This window comes from Luteimonas mephitis DSM 12574, from assembly GCF_000422305.1.
GTDB classification, from domain to species: domain Bacteria; phylum Pseudomonadota; class Gammaproteobacteria; order Xanthomonadales; family Xanthomonadaceae; genus Luteimonas; species Luteimonas mephitis.
Window position 1 is genome coordinate 92794 of the sequence record NZ_KE383816.1, and the last position, 20126, is coordinate 112919.

18 protein-coding genes and 1 pseudogene are annotated in these 20126 nt (G+C 70.9%); 15 read left to right on the forward strand and 4 right to left on the reverse strand.

Annotated elements, in window-relative coordinates:
- Positions 1-32: 32 nt before the first annotated feature.
- On the reverse strand, positions 33-2234 hold the full coding sequence (locus H570_RS18240) for a sensor domain-containing diguanylate cyclase (RefSeq protein WP_051176309.1): 2202 nt from the start codon (positions 2232-2234) through the stop codon (positions 33-35).
- Positions 2235-2473: 239 nt separating this feature from the next.
- Here H570_RS18240 and H570_RS0110510 point away from each other — a divergent pair, with 239 nt between their 5' ends.
- From H570_RS0110510 to H570_RS18245, 5 genes are all read left to right on the forward strand, one after another.
- Positions 2474-4231, forward strand: coding sequence for a glutamine--tRNA ligase/YqeY domain fusion protein (locus tag H570_RS0110510; protein ID WP_027080696.1), 1758 nt, complete (start codon positions 2474-2476; stop codon positions 4229-4231).
- 2 nt (positions 4232-4233) lie between these two features.
- The gene (locus tag H570_RS0110515; protein WP_027080697.1) at positions 4234-4656 is read left to right on the forward strand and encodes a hypothetical protein; all 423 of its coding nucleotides are present in this window, start codon (positions 4234-4236) and stop codon (positions 4654-4656) included.
- Entirely contained in the window at positions 4656-5231 is a 576-nt protein-coding gene (locus H570_RS0110520) for a nucleoside deaminase (RefSeq protein WP_027080698.1), read from the forward strand. The genes H570_RS0110515 and H570_RS0110520 overlap by 1 nt, the downstream gene beginning before the upstream one ends.
- Before the next feature lie 106 nt (positions 5232-5337).
- Positions 5338-6387: a 23S rRNA (cytidine(2498)-2'-O)-methyltransferase RlmM gene (rlmM, locus tag H570_RS0110525; RefSeq protein WP_027080699.1), complete on the forward strand. Its 1050-nt coding sequence runs from the start codon at positions 5338-5340 to the stop codon at positions 6385-6387.
- 301 nt (positions 6388-6688) lie between these two features.
- On the forward strand, positions 6689-7441 hold the full coding sequence (locus H570_RS18245) for an EF-hand domain-containing protein (RefSeq protein ID WP_051176311.1): 753 nt from the start codon (positions 6689-6691) through the stop codon (positions 7439-7441).
- Positions 7442-7577: 136 nt separating this feature from the next.
- On the opposite strand, the gene H570_RS0110535 is transcribed toward H570_RS18245, so the two are convergent.
- Positions 7578-8756 (reverse strand): UbiH/UbiF family hydroxylase, encoded by a 1179-nt coding sequence (locus tag H570_RS0110535; protein ID WP_027080700.1) that lies wholly within the window; start codon positions 8754-8756, stop codon positions 7578-7580.
- Positions 8753-9988, reverse strand: coding sequence for a 2-octaprenyl-6-methoxyphenyl hydroxylase (ubiH, locus tag H570_RS0110540; protein ID WP_027080701.1), 1236 nt, complete (start codon positions 9986-9988; stop codon positions 8753-8755). Before ubiH ends, H570_RS0110535 begins: the two co-directional genes overlap by 4 nt.
- An 80-nt stretch (positions 9989-10068) precedes the next feature.
- On the opposite strand from ubiH, the gene H570_RS17225 reads away from it, so the two are divergent.
- The 10 genes and pseudogenes from H570_RS17225 to H570_RS17235 all read left to right on the forward strand — a co-directional run.
- The gene (locus H570_RS17225; protein ID WP_036135965.1) at positions 10069-10671 is read left to right on the forward strand and encodes a hypothetical protein; all 603 of its coding nucleotides are present in this window, start codon (positions 10069-10071) and stop codon (positions 10669-10671) included.
- Between the two features lie 13 nt (positions 10672-10684).
- Positions 10685-11245 (forward strand): cob(I)yrinic acid a,c-diamide adenosyltransferase, encoded by a 561-nt coding sequence (locus H570_RS0110550; protein ID WP_027080702.1) that lies wholly within the window; start codon positions 10685-10687, stop codon positions 11243-11245.
- 31 nt (positions 11246-11276) lie between these two features.
- The gene (locus H570_RS0110555) at positions 11277-12191 is read left to right on the forward strand and encodes a histone deacetylase family protein (RefSeq protein WP_027080703.1); all 915 of its coding nucleotides are present in this window, start codon (positions 11277-11279) and stop codon (positions 12189-12191) included.
- Positions 12192-12355: 164 nt separating this feature from the next.
- Positions 12356-14764, forward strand: coding sequence for an LPS assembly protein LptD (gene lptD / locus H570_RS17230; protein WP_156899949.1), 2409 nt, complete (start codon positions 12356-12358; stop codon positions 14762-14764).
- On the forward strand, positions 14761-16071 hold the full coding sequence (locus H570_RS0110565; protein ID WP_027080704.1) for a peptidylprolyl isomerase: 1311 nt from the start codon (positions 14761-14763) through the stop codon (positions 16069-16071). The genes lptD and H570_RS0110565 overlap by 4 nt, the downstream gene beginning before the upstream one ends.
- Positions 16072-16075: 4 nt before the next feature.
- The gene (gene pdxA / locus H570_RS0110570; protein WP_027080705.1) at positions 16076-17071 is read left to right on the forward strand and encodes a 4-hydroxythreonine-4-phosphate dehydrogenase PdxA; all 996 of its coding nucleotides are present in this window, start codon (positions 16076-16078) and stop codon (positions 17069-17071) included.
- Positions 17068-17424: a tRNA-binding protein gene (locus H570_RS0110575; protein ID WP_425411562.1), complete on the forward strand. Its 357-nt coding sequence runs from the start codon at positions 17068-17070 to the stop codon at positions 17422-17424. The genes pdxA and H570_RS0110575 overlap by 4 nt, the downstream gene beginning before the upstream one ends.
- Before the next feature lie 10 nt (positions 17425-17434).
- Positions 17435-18238: a 16S rRNA (adenine(1518)-N(6)/adenine(1519)-N(6))-dimethyltransferase RsmA gene (gene rsmA / locus H570_RS0110580; protein WP_027080707.1), complete on the forward strand. Its 804-nt coding sequence runs from the start codon at positions 17435-17437 to the stop codon at positions 18236-18238.
- 35 nt (positions 18239-18273) lie between these two features.
- Positions 18274-18657 (forward strand): Co2+/Mg2+ efflux protein ApaG, encoded by a 384-nt coding sequence (gene apaG / locus H570_RS0110585; RefSeq protein ID WP_027080708.1) that lies wholly within the window; start codon positions 18274-18276, stop codon positions 18655-18657.
- A 22-nt stretch (positions 18658-18679) separates the two neighbouring features.
- A pseudogene (locus H570_RS17235) lies at positions 18680-19492 on the forward strand (symmetrical bis(5'-nucleosyl)-tetraphosphatase); the annotation flags it as partial.
- 129 nt (positions 19493-19621) lie between these two features.
- Here the strand turns inward: H570_RS17235 and H570_RS0110595 are convergent.
- Positions 19622-20113 carry a dihydrofolate reductase gene (locus H570_RS0110595; protein ID WP_027080709.1) on the reverse strand — a complete coding sequence of 164 codons (492 nt, stop codon included), beginning with the start codon at positions 20111-20113 and terminating at the stop codon, positions 19622-19624.
- Between the last annotated feature and the right edge of the window lie 13 nt (positions 20114-20126).

Below are 20126 nucleotides of genomic sequence, written 5' to 3' on the forward strand. Positions count from 1 at the left end.
CGGAAATGCCCCGCCCGCTGGCGCTGCGGCCCTCAGCTGAACACGGCAGGCGCCACGTGCACGCAGTTGCGGCCGCCGCGCTTGGCCGCGTACAGCGCCTTGTCGGCGCGGTCGATCGTTTCGGGCGGCCGCTCGTCGCGCAGCCGGGTGGCCACGCCGACGCTGACCGTCAGCCGCAGCGGCTGCCCTTCCCACTCCAGCATCAGCCGCTCGACGTCGCCGCGCAGCAGTTCGCCGACCATCCGCGCCGCCGCACCGCCGCGCGCAGGCAGCACCGCGATGAACTCCTCGCCACCGTAGCGACCAAGCAGGTCGCCTTCGCCCAGCGCATTGCGCAGCGCCCGGGCCACCTCGCGCAGGCAGTGGTCGCCGCAGGCATGACCATATTTGTCGTTGATGGCCTTGAAATGGTCCATGTCGACGAACAGCACCGAAATCGGCTGCCCGTCGCGCTCGGCCTCGCCGAAGCTGCGCACCACCCACTGGTCGATGGTGCGGCGGTTGAAGGTGCCGGTCAGGGCGTCGAGCTCGGCCGAACGGCGCAGCTGGATCGCCGTCAGCGCCTGGTCGACGTGGACCAGCGCCAGGCGCACGAACTCGCCGGCCAGCGCCAGCTCCTCGGTGGTGAAGCCCTCGCCGCCGGCGCGCTCGAGCAGCAGCATGCCCCAGGCCGGCGCGCGTATCGGCAGCGGTACCAGCGCCTCCATCGCCAGCCCGCCGGCGTCGCCCACGCTCAGCGGCTGCTGCAGCGGGATGCCGTTGGCTGCGTGGCGCTTGAGCGACAGCTCGCGCTTGCCCAGCAGTGCCTCGGCTTCCCCCCTGCGCACCGCCGGCACCACCACCTGCACGTCCTGCCCGTGGTAACCACGGGCCAGCACGATCGCCCTGCCCGCCCGCACCAGCGGCACGAGGTGTTCGAGCAGCTGGTGGAAGGCGGTCCATTCGATGTCGCCCTCGGCGCAGCTGCGCAGCTTGACCTGCAGCGCGGCATTGAGGTCCGACCGCGAGGCCTCGCGCTGCATCCGCCGCTCCGAATCCAGCCGCGCCAGCTGGTCGCGGTCGCGCTGGTCCCGATAGTCGCTGATGCGGTTGATCACTCCGACGGCGAGGATCGCCATGGCGCCGGCAAGCGCGACCTGGTCGCCGGAACGCACCCACGGAACGTCCTGCAGGTATCCCCACAGCATCAACTGCCTGGCGACCCCGGCGACGATGGTCAGCAGCGCCAGGATCGCCAGCGGCCATGCCATCGGCAGGCGACGGCGCGCAGCATCGAGCACCAGCCCCATGCAGGCCAGCGCGCACGCGACGCGCGCCACCATCGCCAGCGGCTGCAGCCAGCGCAGCATCGGTTGCAGGTCGAGCAGGCAGGTCGCGGCCAGCAACGCCATCGCAACGCAGGCGATGTCCACCCCGCGCGCAACCCCCGGATGCGCCCGCCGCGTTCCCGCGTAGCGCATCAGCAACTGCGGCAGCGACGCGCACAGCAGGAACTGCAGCGCCAGCAGTCCCTGCGCGCCCCACAGGGCAAGCCAGCGCAGCCCCTGCACCTGGTACAGATGGCCGTTGACCGCCGCCAGCGTGAGCAGGGTCAGCGCAGCGCAGCCGAACAGGGTCAGGAACAGGCTGTCGCGAGCCGCCGAAAACAGCGCCAGCGCCAGCAGTGCCAGGGTGAACAGGCTGGCGTAGATCGTCGCGCTGATCGCCACGCCCTGGCGCTCCACCCGCCACGCCTCGGCATTGCCGACCACCCGCGGACGCAGCACCGCCGGCATCGCGCCGGTCACGTGCAGCTCCAGCTCGATGTCGCCCTCCCAGCCATAGGGCAGCTGGAACAGGTAGCCGGTCGGCAGCGGTCCGGCATTCGCATGCGGTTTGAAGAACCCTCGCTGTTCGCTGCGCCAGCCGTCCCGGACCAGCTGTATCCGCTCGACCGGCTTGCGTTCTACCCAGACCACCCATGGCTCGTCACGGTCGCTGCGCTGGGGCAGCGTGAACCGCATCCGCGCGACGGCCTCGCCCGGCTTGCCCGCAACCACGATGCCCCGCCCGTCGGCACTGATCGACGCCCGGTTCCCGTCCTGCCCGGGCGGCGCCGACAGCTGCACCGGCATTGCGTCGGCTCCCTGCATGCCACCGGCGACGGCGCTGGCAAACAGCCCGCACAGCAGCAGCAGGCCGGCGGCGACCAGCCATTCGTGGTGCGATACGCGGCGCAGGGAATGCAGGCTCACCCGGGAACTCCGGGCATGCGGCTGCCGACGGGACGTCCCATCGCGGTCATTCGTTCCAGTGGTGCTGCTCGTGACACCAGACCCACCCCCGATTCCGTACCCCGGCGCACGCAAATTGCATGCCAGAGGCGCAGAAAAGCGTTCCAGGGCGACTTCGGAGCCGATCCGAAGGCGACGATGGCCGCACTCGCGGGCCTGCGGGCTCGGCTAAACTGTTGTTTTTCCCGGCACCCCCGCACATGAGCCACAGTATCGCCGCCGACGCAGGCGCCCCCGCCGCGCCCGCCGAAAAGCAGGATTTCGTCCGCCAGATCGTCCGCCAGGACCTCGCCAGCGGGAAGCACGTGGCGATCCGCACCCGCTTCCCGCCCGAGCCCAACGGTTACCTGCACATCGGCCACGCCAAGGCGATCTGCCTGGACTTCGGCATCGCCGCCGAGTTCGGCGGCCTGTGCAACCTGCGCTTCGACGACACCAACCCGGAGAAGGAGCACCCCGAGTTCGTGCAGGCGATCCAGGACGACGTGCGCTGGCTGGGCTTCGACTGGGCCAGCCTGCGCCACGCCTCCGACTACTTCGAGGTGTTCTACCTCGCCGCCGAAAAGCTGATCGTCCAGGGCGACGCCTTCGTCTGCGACCTGTCCGCCGAACAGGTGCGCGAGTACCGCGGCACGCTGACCGAACCGGGCCGCAATTCGCCGTACCGCGAGCGCAGCGTCGAGGAGAACCTCGACCTGTTCCGGCGCATGCGCGCGGGCGAGTTCCCGGACGGCGCGCGCACCCTGCGCGCGAAGATCGACATGGCCAGCGGCAACATCAACCTGCGCGACCCGGCCCTGTACCGGATCAAGAAGGTCGCGCACCAGAACACCGGCGACGCCTGGCCGATCTACCCGATGTACGACTACGCGCATTCGCTCGGCGACGCGGTCGAGGGCATCACCCACTCGCTGTGCACGCTGGAATTCGAGGACCATCGCCCGCTGTACGACTGGTGCGTGGACAAGGTGGACCTGGCCAACTCGCCGGAACTGCTGGCGCCGCTGCTGGCCAGGGGCCTGCCCAACGAGGCCGCAAAGCCGCGCCAGATCGAGTTTTCGCGCCTGAACATCAACTACACGGTGATGAGCAAGCGCAAGCTGGTGGCGATGGTGAACGACAACCTCGTCGACGGCTGGGACGACCCGCGCATGCCGACCCTGCAGGGCCTGCGCCGGCGCGGCTACACGCCCGCGTCGCTGCGGCTGCTGGTCGACCGCGTCGGCATCAGCAAGCAGAACTCGGTGATCGACTTCTCGGTGCTCGAAGGCGCCCTGCGCGACGACCTCGACGCGCACGCGCCGCGGCGCATGGCGGTGGTCGAGCCGCTGAAGTTCGTGCTCACCAACCTGCCCGAGGGCCACGCCGAGACGCTGGTGTTTTCCAACCACCCGAAGGACGAATCGCTGGGCACGCGCGAGGTGCCGTTCTCGCGCGAGCTGTGGATCGAGCGCGAGGATTTCGCCGAAGTCCCGCCCAAGGGCTGGAAGCGCCTGGTGCCCGGCGGAGAAGTGCGACTGCGCGGCGCCGGCATCGTGCGCTGCGACGAAGTGGTCAAGGACGCCGATGGCAACGTCGTGGAACTGCGCGGCACGCTCGATCCCGAATCGCGCCCCGGCATGGAGGGCGCCAACCGCAAGATCAAGGGCACCATCCACTGGCTCGACGCGACCCGCGCCGTGGCCGCGGAGATCCGCCTCTACGACCGCCTGTTCTCGGTCGCCGACCCGGACGACGAGAGCGAGGGCAAGACCTACCGCGACCACCTCAATCCGGATTCGCGCAGGGTGGTGCAGGGTTATGTCGAACCCGCCGCCGCGGCGGCCGCACCGGAAACCTGCTTCCAGTTCGAACGCACCGGCTACTTTGTCGCCGACCGCCGCGACCACCGCGCAGGCGCGCCGGTCTTCAACCGCAGCGTCGGCCTGCGCGACACCTGGATGCAGAAGGGAGACTGACGATGCCAAGATTCCTCCATGCCGTCATCCTGTGCGCGTGCGCCATGCTGGTCGCCTGCACCGCGCCGGCGACCAGCGCGGACGCCGCGCCGCAGGATCCCGCGGCCAAGGCGCCGCCGCCGATGTCGCGGCCGCTGCCGGCCAATCGGGTGCGCGAGGCGCCGCTGATCGACTACAGCTGCAAGGCCGACACCGACTGCGCGGTCAAGAACGTCGGCAACTGCTGCGGCGAGATGCCGGCCTGCGTCAACAAGGACAGCCCCACGGATCCCGCCGCCGTGCAGTCGCAATGCGCGAAGGAAGGCCGCATGGACGTCTGCGGTTTCCGCGAGATCAGCAGTTGCTCGTGCAACGCCGGGCGCTGCGAACCGACCGAGGCCTTCATGCCGTCGCAGTCACTGTCGCGCCCGGAGGCAAAGCACTGATGTTGTACGCACAGGTCCACCTCACCCTGCCCGCATGGGTCCACGACGCGGTCGATCGCGCGCGCAGCTACGGTTCCGACGACGACAAGGTCGCGCTGGCGATCGAACTGTCGCGCCGCAACCTCGAGGCCGGCACCGGCGGCCCGTTCGGCGCCGCGGTGTTCAACGCCGACGACCGCATCGTCGCGGTCGGCGTCAACGTGGTGCTGCCGCAGAACACCTCGCTGGGGCACGCGGAAACCATGGCCTACATGCTCGCCCAGCAGCGGCTGCAGCGGGCACGACTCAACCGCGACGACGCCGGCCAGCCCGACGGCCGCTACACCCTGGCCACCTCGGCACAGCCGTGCTGCCAGTGCTACGGCGCCACGATCTGGGCGGGCATCGACCGCCTGCTGATCGGCGCGCGCGCGCAGGACGTGATGGAGCTGACCGAGTTCGACGAAGGCCCGCTGCCGGCGGACTGGATCGGCGAACTGGAGAAGCGCGGCATCGAAGTCGCGCGCGACCTCAACCGCGACGACGCCCGCGCGGTGCTGCGCGCCTACGGCGAGCGCGGCGGCCGGCGGTATTGAGCGCCACGGCTTTTGTTTGTAGGAGCGGCGGAAGCCGCGAGCTTCTCGAAACACCCCAGGATCAAAAACCTCGCGGCTTCCGCCGCTCCTACGTAAGCTGCATCCAATGACCGGCCTTCTTTGCTACTGCCGCGCCGGCTTCGAGCCCGAGCTCGCCGCGGAACTCACCGCGCGCGCCGCCGAGGCCGGCTTCGCCGGCTACGCACGCACCGAACGCGGCAGCGGCTTCGTGGTGTTCGCCTGCGACCAGGCCCAGGCGCTGTCGCGCGCGTTGCCGTGGCGCAGCCTCGTGTTCGCACGGCAGAAACTGCAGCTGCTCGCGGAACTGCACGGGCTGGACCCGCGCGACCGCATCACGCCCATCGTCGACGCGCTGTCCAGCCGGCCGCTGCGGTACGGCACGCTGCTGGTCGAGCACCCCGACAGCGATGCCGGCAAGCCGCTGTCCGGGCTGGCACGCGCGTTCGGCAACGCGCTGCGTCCGGCGCTGCGCAAGGCCGGGCTGCTCGCCGCCAGCGACGACGTCGCGCTGCCGCGGCTGCACGTGTGCTTCGCCGCCGGCGACCACGCCTTCGTCGCCAGCGGCGATGTCGCCGACAGCGCGCCATGGCCTCTGGGCATCCCGCGCCTGCGCCTGCTCCCCGATGCGCCGTCGCGCTCGGCGCTGAAGCTCGAAGAAGCGCTGCTGACCCTGCTCGACGACGGCGAGCGCACCAGGTTCCTGCGCGAAGGCATGCGTGCCGCCGACCTGGGCGCCGCGCCCGGTGGCTGGACCTGGGTCCTCGTCCGCCACGGCCTGCACGTGAGCGCGATCGACAACGGTCCGCTGCGCCAGCACGTGCTCGACACCGGGCTGGTCGAACACCTGCGCGCCGACGGTTTCCACTGGCAGCCGCCGCGGCCGCTGGACTGGATGGTCTGCGACATGGTCGAGCAGCCGCGCCGCGTCGCCGAACGCATGGCCACCTGGCTGCGCGAAGGCTGGTGCAGGCAGGCAATCTTCAACCTCAAGCTGCCGATGAAGAAGCGCTGGGACGAAACCCGGCTGTGCCTGGACCTGCTCGCCGCGCAGGCGCAGCGCCCGCTGGTGGTGCGCGCGCGCCAGCTCTACCACGACCGCGAGGAGATCACGGTCTTCGCCGCGGCCAAGCCCTGACCGTGGCGGCCGGCGCGATCCCGACTGGATCGCCGACGACCGGCCGCACGCTGCGGTTCGAACGTTCAGGCGCCGTTTCGCGCAGTTGACGCCGGATTCATTGCCCCGGGCATAGTGTTCGCCGCACGACGGCTCGCCGGGAATGTCCCGACGGACCGGCCGGGTTCCCGCCCAGCATCGCCAAGACCCGGCCGCCGTGTCCCGTCCCGCGCCGGGTTCCACGATCGAACGCAGCGCCCGCTTTCCTCCACGCCACTGCGCATATCCCGGCGTGGCCACACATACCAGCCCGGAGATCGACATGAAGCACTCACTTACCCCCTCGCTGCTGGCCCTGGCACTGCTCGGCGCGTTCGCCGCGGGCACTGCCCAGGCGCAGACCGCCGTGAGTTCAGGTGCGGCGAAGGCCTCGACAAGGGATGCGGCGCAGGCCGCGGCTGCCGAGGCCGACGTGGCCCGCAACCAGGCGCAGGCCGCCCGCGACGCTGCACAGCAGGCCGCGGCGAGCAAGCGCGCCGGCGCCCAGACCAGCGACGGTGCCGCGCATGCCGAGTACCAGGCCTACGTCGCCGACCAGTCTTCGGTGCAGGCCGAGCAGGCGGCGCGCGACGCCACCCAGGCCGCGAACCAGGCCGGCGCCGCGTACTCGGCCGCGGCCGGCGGCACCCGCCAGCCCGACAATGCCGTCTACCAGGCGCGCCAGGCCGCGAACGCCGCGCAGGCCGCCAGCAGCCAGGCCACCGCCGCCGCAACCGGCGCCTCGCTCGCCGCGCAGGCCGCGACCGACGCAGTCAACGCCCCACCGGCGCAGCCGGCACCGGTGCAGGCGGCCGCCACCGGCCCGGTGGAGCCGCAGGTCACCATCACTTCAAGCCCTTCGAATTCGATTGTCGGCGACTACAAGATCGACTTTGCGGCGATGGACAGCAACGGCAACGGCAGCATCAGTCGCAGCGAGGCGAACTCCAATGCCACGCTGAGCGCCGAGTTCGACGCGGTCGACAACAACCACGACGGCAAGCTCGACAAGCAGGAACTGGAAGGCTGGATGTAGCCGCGCCTTGCCGGCACAGCCAACGAAAAGCCCCGCGAAAGCGGGGCTTTTTCTTGCACGGGATCCGTGGACTTCAGCCGCGGGCTTCTCCGCAACCGCCGGTGGTTGCGAAGCACGCCGCGATCGAACCGGCAATCTAAAGCCCGGCCGCGCGCCGCCACAGTGCGTCGGTCAGCGGCGGCAGCCGGCCCGCCAGCCCGAGCAGCGGCCCGCGCAGCAGGGTGCGGTGCATGCCGTCGCTGGAGAACAGCCGGTTGATGCCGTCATAGGCGTGCGCGGCCAGCGCGTTGTCGCTGGCGCGCGTGCGCGCCCAGCGCGCGAGGCGGTGCGGCGATGCCCAGTCGGCGCGGCGCCCCTGCGCGGCGGCGATCACGTCGCGCAGCGCGGCCACGTCGCGCAGGCCAAGATTGACGCCCTGCCCGGCCAGCGGATGCACCACGTGCGCGGCGTCGCCGACTACCAGCACTCGCCCGACCAGCTGCGATTGCGCCAGCTGCCGGCGCAGCGGGAACGCCGCCCGCTTCGACACCACGCGCATCCCGCCCAACCGCGCATCGAAGGCGCGCGTGAGCTCGCGCGAAAACGCCTCGTCGTCGAGCGCCAGCACCTGCGCTGCGCGCGCGTCGGGCAGCGTCCACACGATCGAGCTGCGGCCATGTGCGAACGGCAGCACCGCCAGCGGACCGGTCGGCAGGAAACGCTGCCAGGCGGTGTCCGCGTGCGGCTGCTGCGTCTCGATGTAACCCACCACGCCGCGCTGGCCGTAATCGTGGCGGCTGACTTCACCGCCGGCGAGCCGGCGCAGCGTCGATTCGGCACCGTCGGCGGCGACCGCCACGCGCGCATCGACGCGGCTGCCGTCATCCAGGCGCAGGCGCACGCCGTCGTCGTCCTGCTCCAGCGCCTCCACCCGCGCCGGCACCCGCACGTCGACTCCGGCACGCGGCAGCGCGGCCCACAGGCGGTCGATCAGCAGCCCGTTCTCGACGATCCAGCCCAGTTCCCCGCGGCCGACCGCATCGGCATCGAACGCGAGTTCGCCGCCGCCCGCCGCGTCCCACACGCGCATGCGCCGGTAGGGCTGCGCGCGCGCATCGAGCACCTCGCGCCAGGCGCCGAATGTGTCGAGCAGCGCGGCGTTGTCGGGGGCGAAGGCGAACACGCGCAGGTCCGGCTGCTCGCGCGACCAGCGCGGCGGTTGCGCCGCTTCCACGAGCGTGGTTTCGAGGCCGAGCCCGGCCAGCGCCAGCGCGCACGCGGCACCGACCACGCCGCCGCCCACCACCACCGCGTCGTTGCGCGCGCCGCGACTCACGAGGCCTTCCTGCACAGCGCCGGCACCTGCCCGCGATAGCCCATCGCGCCGCCCACCAGCAGGGCCTGCGCCGAGGGCACCCGATCCAGCGCGAACAGCCCGAGGCTGCGCAGCGGGCGCAGCAGCGGCGCGTCGTTCGCGGTCAGCCGCGCCAGGCCATCGCTCATCGCCAGCGTGCGGGCGCGATCCTCCCCGCGCCGCTGCGCATGCTCGGCGAGCAGGCCCGCGTCGCCCGGATCGACGGACTGGCCGCCACCGCGGGCCTCGATCAGTTCGGCCAGCGTCAGCGCGTCGCGCAGGCCCAGGTTGAAGCCCTGCGCGCCGATCGGGTGCAGGGTCTGCGCGGCATTGCCGACCAGCACCGCGCGCGGCGCGATCGTGCTGCGCGCGACCGTGCGGATCGCCGGATAGACGCTGCGCGCGCCGATCGATTCGAAGCGGCCGACGCGCCAGCCGAATGCACGCTGGATCCGTTCGAGGAACGCCGCGTCGTCCAGCGCCTGCACCGCCGCGGCTTCATCACGGGCGACGCCGTGCACCAGGCCGAAGTGGCGGTCGCCGCGCGGCAGCAGCGCGGTCGGGCCGTGGTCGCCCAGCCGCTCGTAGGCGGTGCCGTCGGGCGCGCGCGCGGCGCGCAGGCGGGCGACGAACAGGGTCTGCAGGTAGTCGTGGCGGTCGGCTTCGATGCCCAGCGCATGGCGCACGCCGCTGCCGGTGCCGTCGGCGGCGACCAGCAGCCGCGCGTACAGTTCGCGCTCGCCCTCGTCGCCGGCGATCCGGATCACGCGGGTGGCTTCGTCGCCCTCGCCGAGGCCGATGAAGCGCGCCGGCCGGTAGCGCGTCAGCCGCTGCAGTTCCCCGAGCCGCGCCTCCAGCGCCTCGCCGAAGTCCCGCGCGACCACGACCTGGCCGAACGCCTCGCGCCCATAGTCCGCCGCCGCCAGGCATGCACGACCGAAATCGCCGCGGCGGCTGATGTGGATGCGGACGATGGCGCCGGTGGGCGCACGCAGCTTCGCCATCACCCCCAGCGCCTCGAGCGCGTTGACGGTGGCGTCGGCGAAACTCAGGTTGCGCTCGTCGAACACCGCCGGCAGCGCGCCGGCGGGCGCGGCCTCGACCAGGCCGACGTCCAGCCCGATCCGGTCCAGCGCGATCGCCAGGCTGGCGCCGACCAGGCCGCCACCGACGACCACCACGTCGTGCCTCTTGTTGCCGGGAGCCTGGGTCATGCCGGCATGATAAGGCCCTGCCGCGGCCAGTTCGCTAGAATGGTCGCCATTCGCACGCCGCGCCCGGAGCCGCCCACCCCATGAACACCAACCTGCAACGCGCCATCGTCCTGTCCCTGCTGGTGTTGCTGATGGCGGCGACGCGGTCGCACGTCTTCTCCCACTTCACCCCGGTACCCGACGCATCTTGGGCGGTGTTCTTCATCGGCGGCTTCTACCTGCGCGGCTGGTCGCGCTGGGCATTCCCGCTGCTGATGGTGCTGGCGGTGGGGATCGACTGGGCGGTGATCACCGGCCAGGGCCAGGGTTTCTGGAGCCATTACTGCGTCTCGCCGGGCTACTGGCTGCTGGTGCCTGCGCACCTGGCGATGTGGATGGGCGGCCTGTGGCTGCGCCGCAACTACGCCGGCGCCAGCGTCCCGGCGCTGGGCCGGCTGGCCGCCAGCCTCGTCGCGACCGTGGCGCTGTGCCACCTGTTCGCGCAGGGCGGCTTCTACTGGCTGAGCAACGCCGTCGCCGAGCCGACGTTCGCCGGCTGGGCCAAGAACTACGGCGACTGGTTCGGGCCCTACCTGCAGGGCGCGGCGATGTTCGTGGCCGTGGCCGCGATCGCCCAGGCGGTGGGCGAGCAGGTGGCCAGGAACGCCGGCCCGCTCGCGCACGACCGCAAGACGCTGCGCTGACCGGTCACTCGCCGTGGGCAACCGCCTGTCGAAGATCTACACCCGCACCGGCGACGACGGCAGCACCGGGCTGGGCGACGGCAGCCGCGTGGGCAAGGATTCGGCGCGGGTGACGGCCTATGGCACGGTGGACGAAGCCAATTCGACCATCGGCCTGCTGCTGGCCGCGGATGTGCCCGATGACATCCGCGACCTGCTGACCACGATCCAGCACCAGCTGTTCGACCTCGGCGGCGAGCTTTGCATCCCCGGCCACGCCGCGATCAACGACGCCGACATCGATCGCCTCGAACAGCACCTTGACCACTACAACGAGGCGCTGCCGCCGCTGAAGGAATTCATCCTGCCCGGCGGCGGCGATGCCGCTGCGCGCTGCCACATCGCCCGCACCGTGGTGCGGCGCGCCGAGCGCGCGACCGTGGCACTCGCACGCGCCGAACCGGTGCGGCCGCAGCCGATCCGCTACCTCAACCGGCTGTCCGACCTGCTGTTCGTGCTCGCGCGCGTGCTGGCCCGCGGCAGCGGCCACGGCGAGGTCATCTGGCAGCACGAGCGCCGCAAGCCGCAGTCGTGACCGGCCGCCGGCGCCCGCCATTCCCATGAGCCTGCCGGTCTTCACCCACTCCGCCTGCCTCGGCCACGACACCGGTGCCGGCCACGCCGAGAAGCCGCAGCGCCTGGGCGCGGTGATCAGCGCGCTGCGCAGCGAGTTCGACGACCTCGACTGGCGCGAAGCGCCACGCGCGACCCGCGGCCAGCTGCTGCGCGTGCACGAGGCATCGCTGCTCGAAACGGTGCTCGAGTCGCGGCCGGCGAACCAGCTTGAACTGGACGCGGACACGGTCCTGTCGCCGCAGTCGGCCGAAGCCGCGGTGCGCGCGGCCGGCGCAGGCGTCGCGGCCGTGGACGCGGTGATGGCCGGCGAGGCGACGACCTCGTTCTGCGCGGTCCGGCCCCCGGGGCACCACGCCACGTCGCAAACCGCCATGGGTTTCTGCCTGTTCAACAACGTTGCCGTTGCCGCGGCCCACGCGCTGGATCGGCACGGGCTGGCGCGGGTGGCGATCGCCGACTTCGACGTCCACCACGGCAACGGCACCCAGGCGATCTTCGAAGCCGAGCCGCGCGTGCAATACCTGAGTTCGCACCAGCTGCCGCTGTACCCCGACACCGGCCATGCGCACGAGCGCGGCGTCGGCAACATCCTCAACGCGCCGCTGCCGCCGGGCACCGGCAGCCGTGGCTTCCGCGCCGCGTGGGGGGAACACCTGCTGCCGGCGCTCGACGCCTTCGCGCCGCAGCTGGTCCTGGTGTCGGCGGGCTTCGACGCGCACTGGCGCGACCCGTTGGCACAACTGCAGCTCGACGCCGACGATTTCGCCTGGATCACCGGGGAGCTGCGCAAGCGCGCCCGCCGGCATGCCTGCGGGCGGCTGGTCTCGACGCTCGAGGGCGGTTACGACCTGCAGGCGCTGCGCGAATGCAGCGTTGCCCACGTGCGCGCGCTGCGTGATGTCTGAAGCCACGGCACGCGGTTGCGTTCAGCTGGCATTGCGGGGCGGCGCATGCCCCCGCCGGGATTTTCCCCGGCCGCGACGAAGCTGAAGGGGAAACCGCGCGTGCATTGCCGCTTGACGGGGGATGCGGCAAGCTAATCGCCGCTTTTCGCCGATCGGATGCCCGCGTGCGCCCAGTTTTCCGCCTGCTGCCATTGCCGCTGTGCATCGCCTTCTCGCTGGCTGCCCATGCCGACGATGACCGTCCGGAAAACTGGTCGCTGTGCCCGGTGGAAGACGCGGTCCCGGTGTTCGCCGATGCGCCGCCCCCGACCGGCTCGCCGGACGATCGCGCGCTGCAGGACACGGACCTGGCCTGCGACAGCACCGAAGGCGTGATGGGCGGGACCGTGGTCTGCAAGGGCAACGTCACCCTGCAGCGCGGCGACCAGTTCCTGCACGCCGACAACCTGCGTTTCGACCAGGAAAGTTCGCAGTACGCCGCCGAAGGCAACGTGCGCTACCAGGACTCGGGCATGCGCATGGTCGCCCAGTCCGCGCACGGCGACCAGGACGAGGACACCCACCAGATCGACAACGTCCGCTACCAGCTGATCGAGCGGCGCGGCAACGGCGGTGCCGACAGCATCCGGATGAAGGGCACCCAGGGCGCGCTGATGGGGTCGACCTACTCGACCTGCCCGCCCAACGACCGCCACTGGGAACTGCACGCCAGCCGCATCGACATCAACACCGACTCCGGCTTCGGCACCGCGCACAACGCAAGCATCCGCGTCGGCAAGGTGCCGATCCTGTACGTGCCCTGGTTCCGGTTCCCGATCGACGACCGCCGCGTGACCGGCCTGCTCTATCCCAACATCAGCCAGTCCGGCCGTAACGGCTTCGACTGGCGCCAGCCGATCTACCTCAACCTCGCGCCGAACTACGACATGACCCTGCAGCCCAGGCTCATGACCAAGCGCGGCCTGATGCTGAACACCGAATTCCGCTACCTCACGCCCAGCGGCCGCGGCGAGTTCGACATCGGCTACCTGCCGTCGGACGACCTCACCAGCCGCGAGCGCGACCAGGAACTGGCCGAATTCCTGGACCCGGCCAACAGGTACCCGCTGGAGAACCGGCGCAAGGACGACCGCGGGCGCTTCGGATTCGTCGGCAGGCAGAACCTCGACCGGTCGTGGCAGGCGCGCGCCAACCTCAACTGGATCAGCGACCCGCGCTACCTCGAGGACTTCAGCAACAACCTCAGCTCGCTGTCCAGTTACCGGGTCAACAGCGACATCGGCGTCTACGGTCGCGGCCGCCACTGGGACGCCGGCGTGATGGCCGACTATTACCAGCTGGCCGACTACACGCTGTCGGAAACCAGCCTGCCGTACTACCGCCTGCCGCGCGCGTACTTCAACTGGGAACAGTCCTTCGGCCGCTGGTTCACCGCCGGCGTCAACGCCGAGGCGGCGCGGTTCCAGCACATCGACGGCGATGCCCGTCCCGGCGGCAGCCGCGTCGACCTCAAACCCTACGTCAGCATGCCGCTCGGCGGGTCGAGCTGGTTCATCACCCCGACCCTGGCATGGCGCTACACCGGCTACCGGCTCGACCAGGACCTGGCCGACAACCTTGCCGGCACCGGCACCCCGGAGACCTCGCCCAGCCGCAGCCTGCCGATCAGCTCGATCGATGCCGGCCTGTACTTCGACCGCCATGTCAGCTTCCGCGACGAAGACTACGTCAACACGCTCGAACCGCGGCTGTTCTACCTCAACGCGCCGTACCGCAACCAGGACAACCTGCCGATTTTCGACACCGGCCCGATGACCTTCAGTTGGGGCCAGCTGTTCCGCGACAACCGCTTCTCCGGCGCCGACCGCCAGACCGACGCCAACCAGCTGACCATGGCGGTGACCAGCCGCCTGATCCGCGAGTCCGACGGGCGCGAGAAGCTGTCGGCCAGCATCGGCCAGATCAAGTATTTCGAGGACTCCCGGGTCGGGCTGCGCTCCACCAGCCCGGTGCTCGAAAGCGGCCGTTCGGCGTGGGTCGCCGACGCCAGCTACGCGATCAACGACCGCTGGAACATCGGCGCGTCTTACCAGTGGGACCCCAAGTACGGGCGCGAGGACCTCGCCAGCGTGCGCACGCGCTATTTGATCGGCGACGACGGCATCGTCAACCTGAGCTACCGCTATCGCCGCAACGCCGGCAACGGCCGGGACCTGCTCGAGCAGGCCGATTTGTCGTTCCTGTACCCGGTCTCGCCGTCGTGGAGCCTGGTCGGCCGCTACTACTACTCGCTGCTGGACAAGCAGCTGCTCGAAGGCATCGCCGGCGTGCAGTGGGACAGCTGCTGCCTGGCAGCCCGCCTGGTCGCCCGCCGCTACGTGCGCAACCGCAGCGGCGACATGAACGACGCGATCCAGCTGGAGATCGAACTCAAGGGCCTGGGCTCGGCCGGCCCGGACACGGAGAGCCGTTTGCGCCGTGCTATCCTCGGCTACTACCGCGAGGACCTCTACCTCGTACCGCCGCCCGAAGTCCGCAGTGGCGACGACGACTCCCCCGACGACTCCCCATGAAGACACTCATTGCCTCTTTCCTTGCCGTCGCCCTGCTGTCCGGCACGGCGGCGCATGCGCAGCAGGTCCAGCCGCTCGACCGCATCGCCGCGGTCGTCGACGAGGACGTGATCCTGCAAAGCGAACTCGACCTCGCGCTCAACAACGTGCTGGCCCAGTACGCAGGCCGCGAAGACCAGCTGCCGCCGCGCGACATCCTGCAGCGCCAGGTGCTCGAGCGCCTGATTTTGGTGCACCTGCAGTCGGCGCGGGCCAACGAGACCGGCGTGCGGGTCAGCGACGAGGAGATCGACAGCGCGATTTCCAACATCGCCGCGCAGAACAAGCTCAGCCCGGACCAGATGCGCCAGCAGCTCGCCCGCGACGGCATGTCCTATGACGACTTCCGCCGCTCGCTGCGCGACGAACTGCTGAGCCAGCGCCTGCGGCAGCGTTTCGCGCAGACCCGGATCAGCGTCAGCGAGGCCGAAGTCGAGGCCGCGCTGGCGTCCCAGGACGGCGAGCAGTACCACCTCGCGCACATCCTGGTCGCCCTCCCCGACGGTGCCACCCCCGAGCAGATCGCGACCGGCCAGCAGAAGGTCGACGGCATCAAGGCGTTGCTCGACAAGGGCGAGATGACCTTCCCGGCCGCGGCCGTGCGCTACTCCGACAGCCCCAACGCGCTGGAAGGCGGCGACCTGGGCTGGCGCAGCCTCGACGAGATCCCGGCCGCGTTCGCCAACACCATCCGCGGCCTGCAGAAAGGCCAGGTGATCGGCCCGATCCGCGGCCCCAGCGGCTTCCAGCTGCTGCAGCTGGTCGACACCCGCGCCGCCGACCAGGGCGCTGCGCAGAGCGTCACCCAGTACCAGGCGCGCCACATCCTGGTCCGCAGCGACGGCGCGGACGACGCCAAGGCCCGCGCCCGGATCGACACCCTGCGCGCGCGCGTCGCCGGCGGCGCCGACTTCGCCGAGGTGGCGAAGGAAGATTCCGACGACACCTTCAGCAAGGACAAGGGCGGCGAACTGGGCTGGTTCACCCAGGACCAGTTCGGGCCGGAATTCGGCGCCGCGGTGGCGGGACTCCAGGATGGCCAGGTGTCCGCGCCGTTCAAGACCCAGGCCGGCTGGCACATCGTCCTGCGCGAAGCCTCGCGCCAGGCCAACGTCACCGACGACAACCGCCGCGCGCAGATGCGCGAGCGCATCGGCCAGCGCAAGCTGGAGGACGAGTGGAACCGCTACCTGCGCGAAATGCGCGGCGAGGCCTACGTCGACATCCGCACCGGCACCCCGGCTGCCGCGGACGGCAGCGGCGGCTGATCGAATGCGTCCGCGGCTCGCGCTGGTCCCGGGTGAACCGGCCGGCGTCGGGCCGGAGTTGTGCATCCGCGCGATGCAGCAGCCGCACGCCGCCGACATCGTCGTGTTCGGCGACCGTGACACCCTCGCACGCGCTGCAGGCACCCTCGGCCTGCCGGTTGCCTTCGCCGCCGCCGATGCGGACGACGACGCGCCGGGCACGATCCGCCTGGTCGACCTCCCCAACGCCGTTGCCGCGCGCTTCGGCACGCCCGAACCGGCCAACGCCGCCGCGGTGATCGCCGCGCTGGAGCAGGCGGCCGCGGGCTGCCTCGCGGGCCGGTTCGATGGCCTCGTCACCGGCCCCGTGCACAAGGCCAACATCAACGCCGGCGGCATCCCCTACACCGGCACCACCGGGCTGCTCGCCGCACAGGCCGGCTGCGACGTGGTGATGATGCTGGCCAACGACATCGTGCGCGTGGCGCTGGCCACCACCCACCTGCCGCTGCGCGAGGTCGCCGACGCGATCACGCCCGCCGCGCTCGAACGCACCCTGCGCATCCTCCACGCCGCGCTGCGCGACGATTTCGGCATCGCCGCGCCCGTCGTCGCCGTGCTCGGCCTCAACCCGCACGCGGGCGAAGCCGGGCACCTGGGCCGCGAGGAACTCGACGTGATCGAACCGCTGCTCGAACGCCTGCGCGGCGAAGGCATGGTGCTGCACGGCCCGCTGCCGGCCGACACGGCCTTCCTGCCGGCGAAGCTCGCCGGTTTCGACGCGGTGCTGGCGATGTACCACGACCAGGGCCTGCCGGTACTCAAGTACAGCGGCTTCGAGCGCGCGGTGAACCTCACCCTCGGCCTGCCCTACCCGCGCGTGGCGGTCGACCACGGCACCGCGCTCGACCTGGCCGGCAAGGGCGCCGCCGATCCGTCGAGCCTGCTGGCCGCCATCGAGACCTGCGCGCGACTGGCGCGGCCGCGCGCGATTGCACGCACGCAAGGGAGCACGACATGAGTGGCGACGGCGCCATGCAGCAGATCGGCTGGGACGATTTCACGAAGGTGGAACTGCGCGTCGGCCGTGTGCTGTCGGCCGAACCGTTCCCGCAGGCGCGCAAGCCGGCGTACATCCTGCAGGTCGACTTCGGTCCGGAGGTCGGGGTGCGCAAGTCCAGCGCCCAGGTCACCGTGCACTACCGGCCGGAAGAACTCGTGGGGCGGCTGGTGGTGGGCGTGGTCAACTTCCCGGCCAAGCAGATCGGCCCGCTGATGTCCGAATGCCTGGTCACCGGTTTCCACGACGCCGACGGCCACGTGGCGCTGTGCGTGCCTGATCGCGACGTCCCGCTGGGGACGAAGCTGCTGTGAAGATCCCCGCATGAGCCCGCACGCAGGCGACCAGTTCCGCGCGCCGCCGAAGAAGTCGCTCGGCCAGCACTTCCTGCACGAACGCGGCGTGGTCGACCGGATCATCCACGCCGTCGATCCGAAACCCGGCGACCGGCTGGTCGAGATCGGCCCCGGCCAGGGCGCGATGACCTTCCCGCTGCTCGACCGCCACGGCGCGCTGACCGCCATCGAATTCGACCGCGACCTGCTGCAGCCGCTCGCCGCCGCCGCGCGCGCGCACGGCGAGTTGACCCTGGTCCACGCCGACGTGCTGGACGTCGACTTCACCGCATTGGCCGCCGGCACGCCGATCCGCCTGGTCGGCAACCTGCCGTACAACCTGTCGTCGCCGATCCTGTTCCACGCGCTCGACCACGCGGCCGCCGTGCGCGACATGCACTTCATGCTCCAGAAGGAAGTCGTCGAACGCGCCGCCGCCGGCCCCGGCAGCAAGATCTACGGCCGGCTGAGCGTGATGCTGCAGGCGTTCTGTGAGGTCACTTCGCTGTTCACCGTCGGGCCCGGCGCGTTCCGGCCGCCGCCGAAGGTCGACTCGGCGGTGATGCGGCTGGTGCCGCGCGATCCGGCCGGGATCGGCATCGACGACCGCAGACGCTTTGCCGAAATCGTCCGCGCCGCGTTCGGGCAGCGCCGCAAGACGCTGCGCAACGCGCTGCGCCTGGTCTGCGACGAAGACGCGATGCGCGATGCCGGCGTCGACCCGCAGGCGCGCGCCGAGCAGCTCGAAGTCGCCGATTTCGTGCGCCTGGCGAACCGGATCGCCGCCGCGTAGTCCAAGCGTTCACCGCAAGCCCTTACACTGTCGCCATGGACGAAACCGCGGACTACACCCTCGAAATCCAGATCGCCACCCGCTTCCTCGACGAGGAATCGGCGCCCGACGACGATCGCTACGTGTTTGCCTACACCATCCGCATCCGCAACCTCGGCCGCCTGCCCGCGCAGCTGCTCGCGCGGCACTGGGTCATCACCGACGCCAACGGCAAGGTCGAGGAAGTGCGCGGCGATGGCGTGGTCGGCGAACAGCCGCGGATCGAACCGGGCGAGCAGTTCACCTACACCTCCGGCGCGGTGCTGGAAACCGCGGTCGGCACCATGCAGGGCAGCTACGGCATGATCGGCGACGACGGCACCCACTTCGACGCGCCGATCCCGGCATTCACGCTGTCGATGCCGCGGACCCTGCACTGATGCGCGCGAAGGTGGCGACGGCATGAGCGTGTGGGCCATCGGCGACCTGCAGGGTTGCCTCGAACCGACCCAGCGCCTGCTCGAGAAGATCGCCTTCGACCCGTCGCGCGACACGCTGTGGTTCTGCGGCGACCTGGTCAACCGCGGCGGCGAGTCGCTGGAAACGCTGCGGCTGGTGCACTCGCTGCGCGACAACGCCGTCAGCGTGCTGGGCAACCACGACCTGTCGCTGCTGGCCATCGCCGAGCGCAACGAGCAGGACCAGCGCAAGGTCAATCCCGACCTGCGTCGGGTGCTGTTCGCGCCGGATCGCGACGCGCTGCTCGACTGGCTGCGCATGCAGCCGCTGGCGCATGTCGACCGCGAACTTGGCTGGATGATGATCCACGCCGGCCTTGCACCGAAGTGGACGACGCAGCTGGCCGAGAAATACGCGCGCGAGGTCGAGGACCGGCTGCGCAACGGCAGCTACCGCAAGCTGTTCAAGCAGATGTACGGCGACCGCCCGGGATGGTCGCCGGGGCTCAAGGGCCTGGACCGCGAGCGCGCGATCATCAACATCTTCACCCGCATGCGCTACTGCACGCCGCGCGGGCGGATCGCGTTCGAGGAGAAGAACACGCCCGGTACGCAGCAGCCCGGCCTGTATCCCTGGTACGAAGTGCCGGGCCACGCGCCGCGCGACCTGAAGATCGTCTGCGGCCACTGGAGCGCGCTGGGCCTGTTCATCGGCCACGGCGTGCACGCGATCGACACCGGCGCGGTCTGGGGCGGCAAGCTCACCGCGCTGCAGCTCGACAGCGACGAGCTGCGCGTGGTGCAGGTGCCCGGCCGCATCACGTAGGTCGGGGCTACGCCCGTCCGCTCCTGGTTCACCGCGCAGCAACTCGACCGCGACGAATTACGCCTCGCGCAGGGTGTGCCTGGCCGCATCACCCGGCAAGATCTGTCGGGGCGTAGCGACCTACCGCCGGTAATCGACGAATTCGAAAGCGAACGCGTGTTTCGCGTCGGCTTCATGCCGCTCGCGCGCCACAATGCGCCAGGCCTCCGGGTCGAACTCCGGGAAGAACGCGTCCGCACCGTCGACTGCCGCCTCGACATGGGTCAGGTGCAGCACGGTCGCCAACGGCAGCGCCAGCGCATAGACCTGCGCGCCGCCGATCACGCAAAGCTCCGTCGCGCCATCGTCCGCGGCGATGCGCAGCGCGGCGTCGATCGACGCCACCGCTTCCATGCCGCCAAAAGGCACACGCCCGCTGCGGGTGAGCATCAGGTTGCGCCGCCCCGGCAGCGCACGGCCGAGCGACTCGGCCGTCTTGCGCCCCATCAGGATCGGCTTGCCCAGGGTCAGCGCCTTGAAGTGGCGGAAATCGTCCGGCAGGTGCCACGGCATCGCGTTGCCGCGGCCGATGGCGCGGTTGCGGTCGAGCGCGGCGACCAGGGCAACGCCCACCCCTGCATTGCTC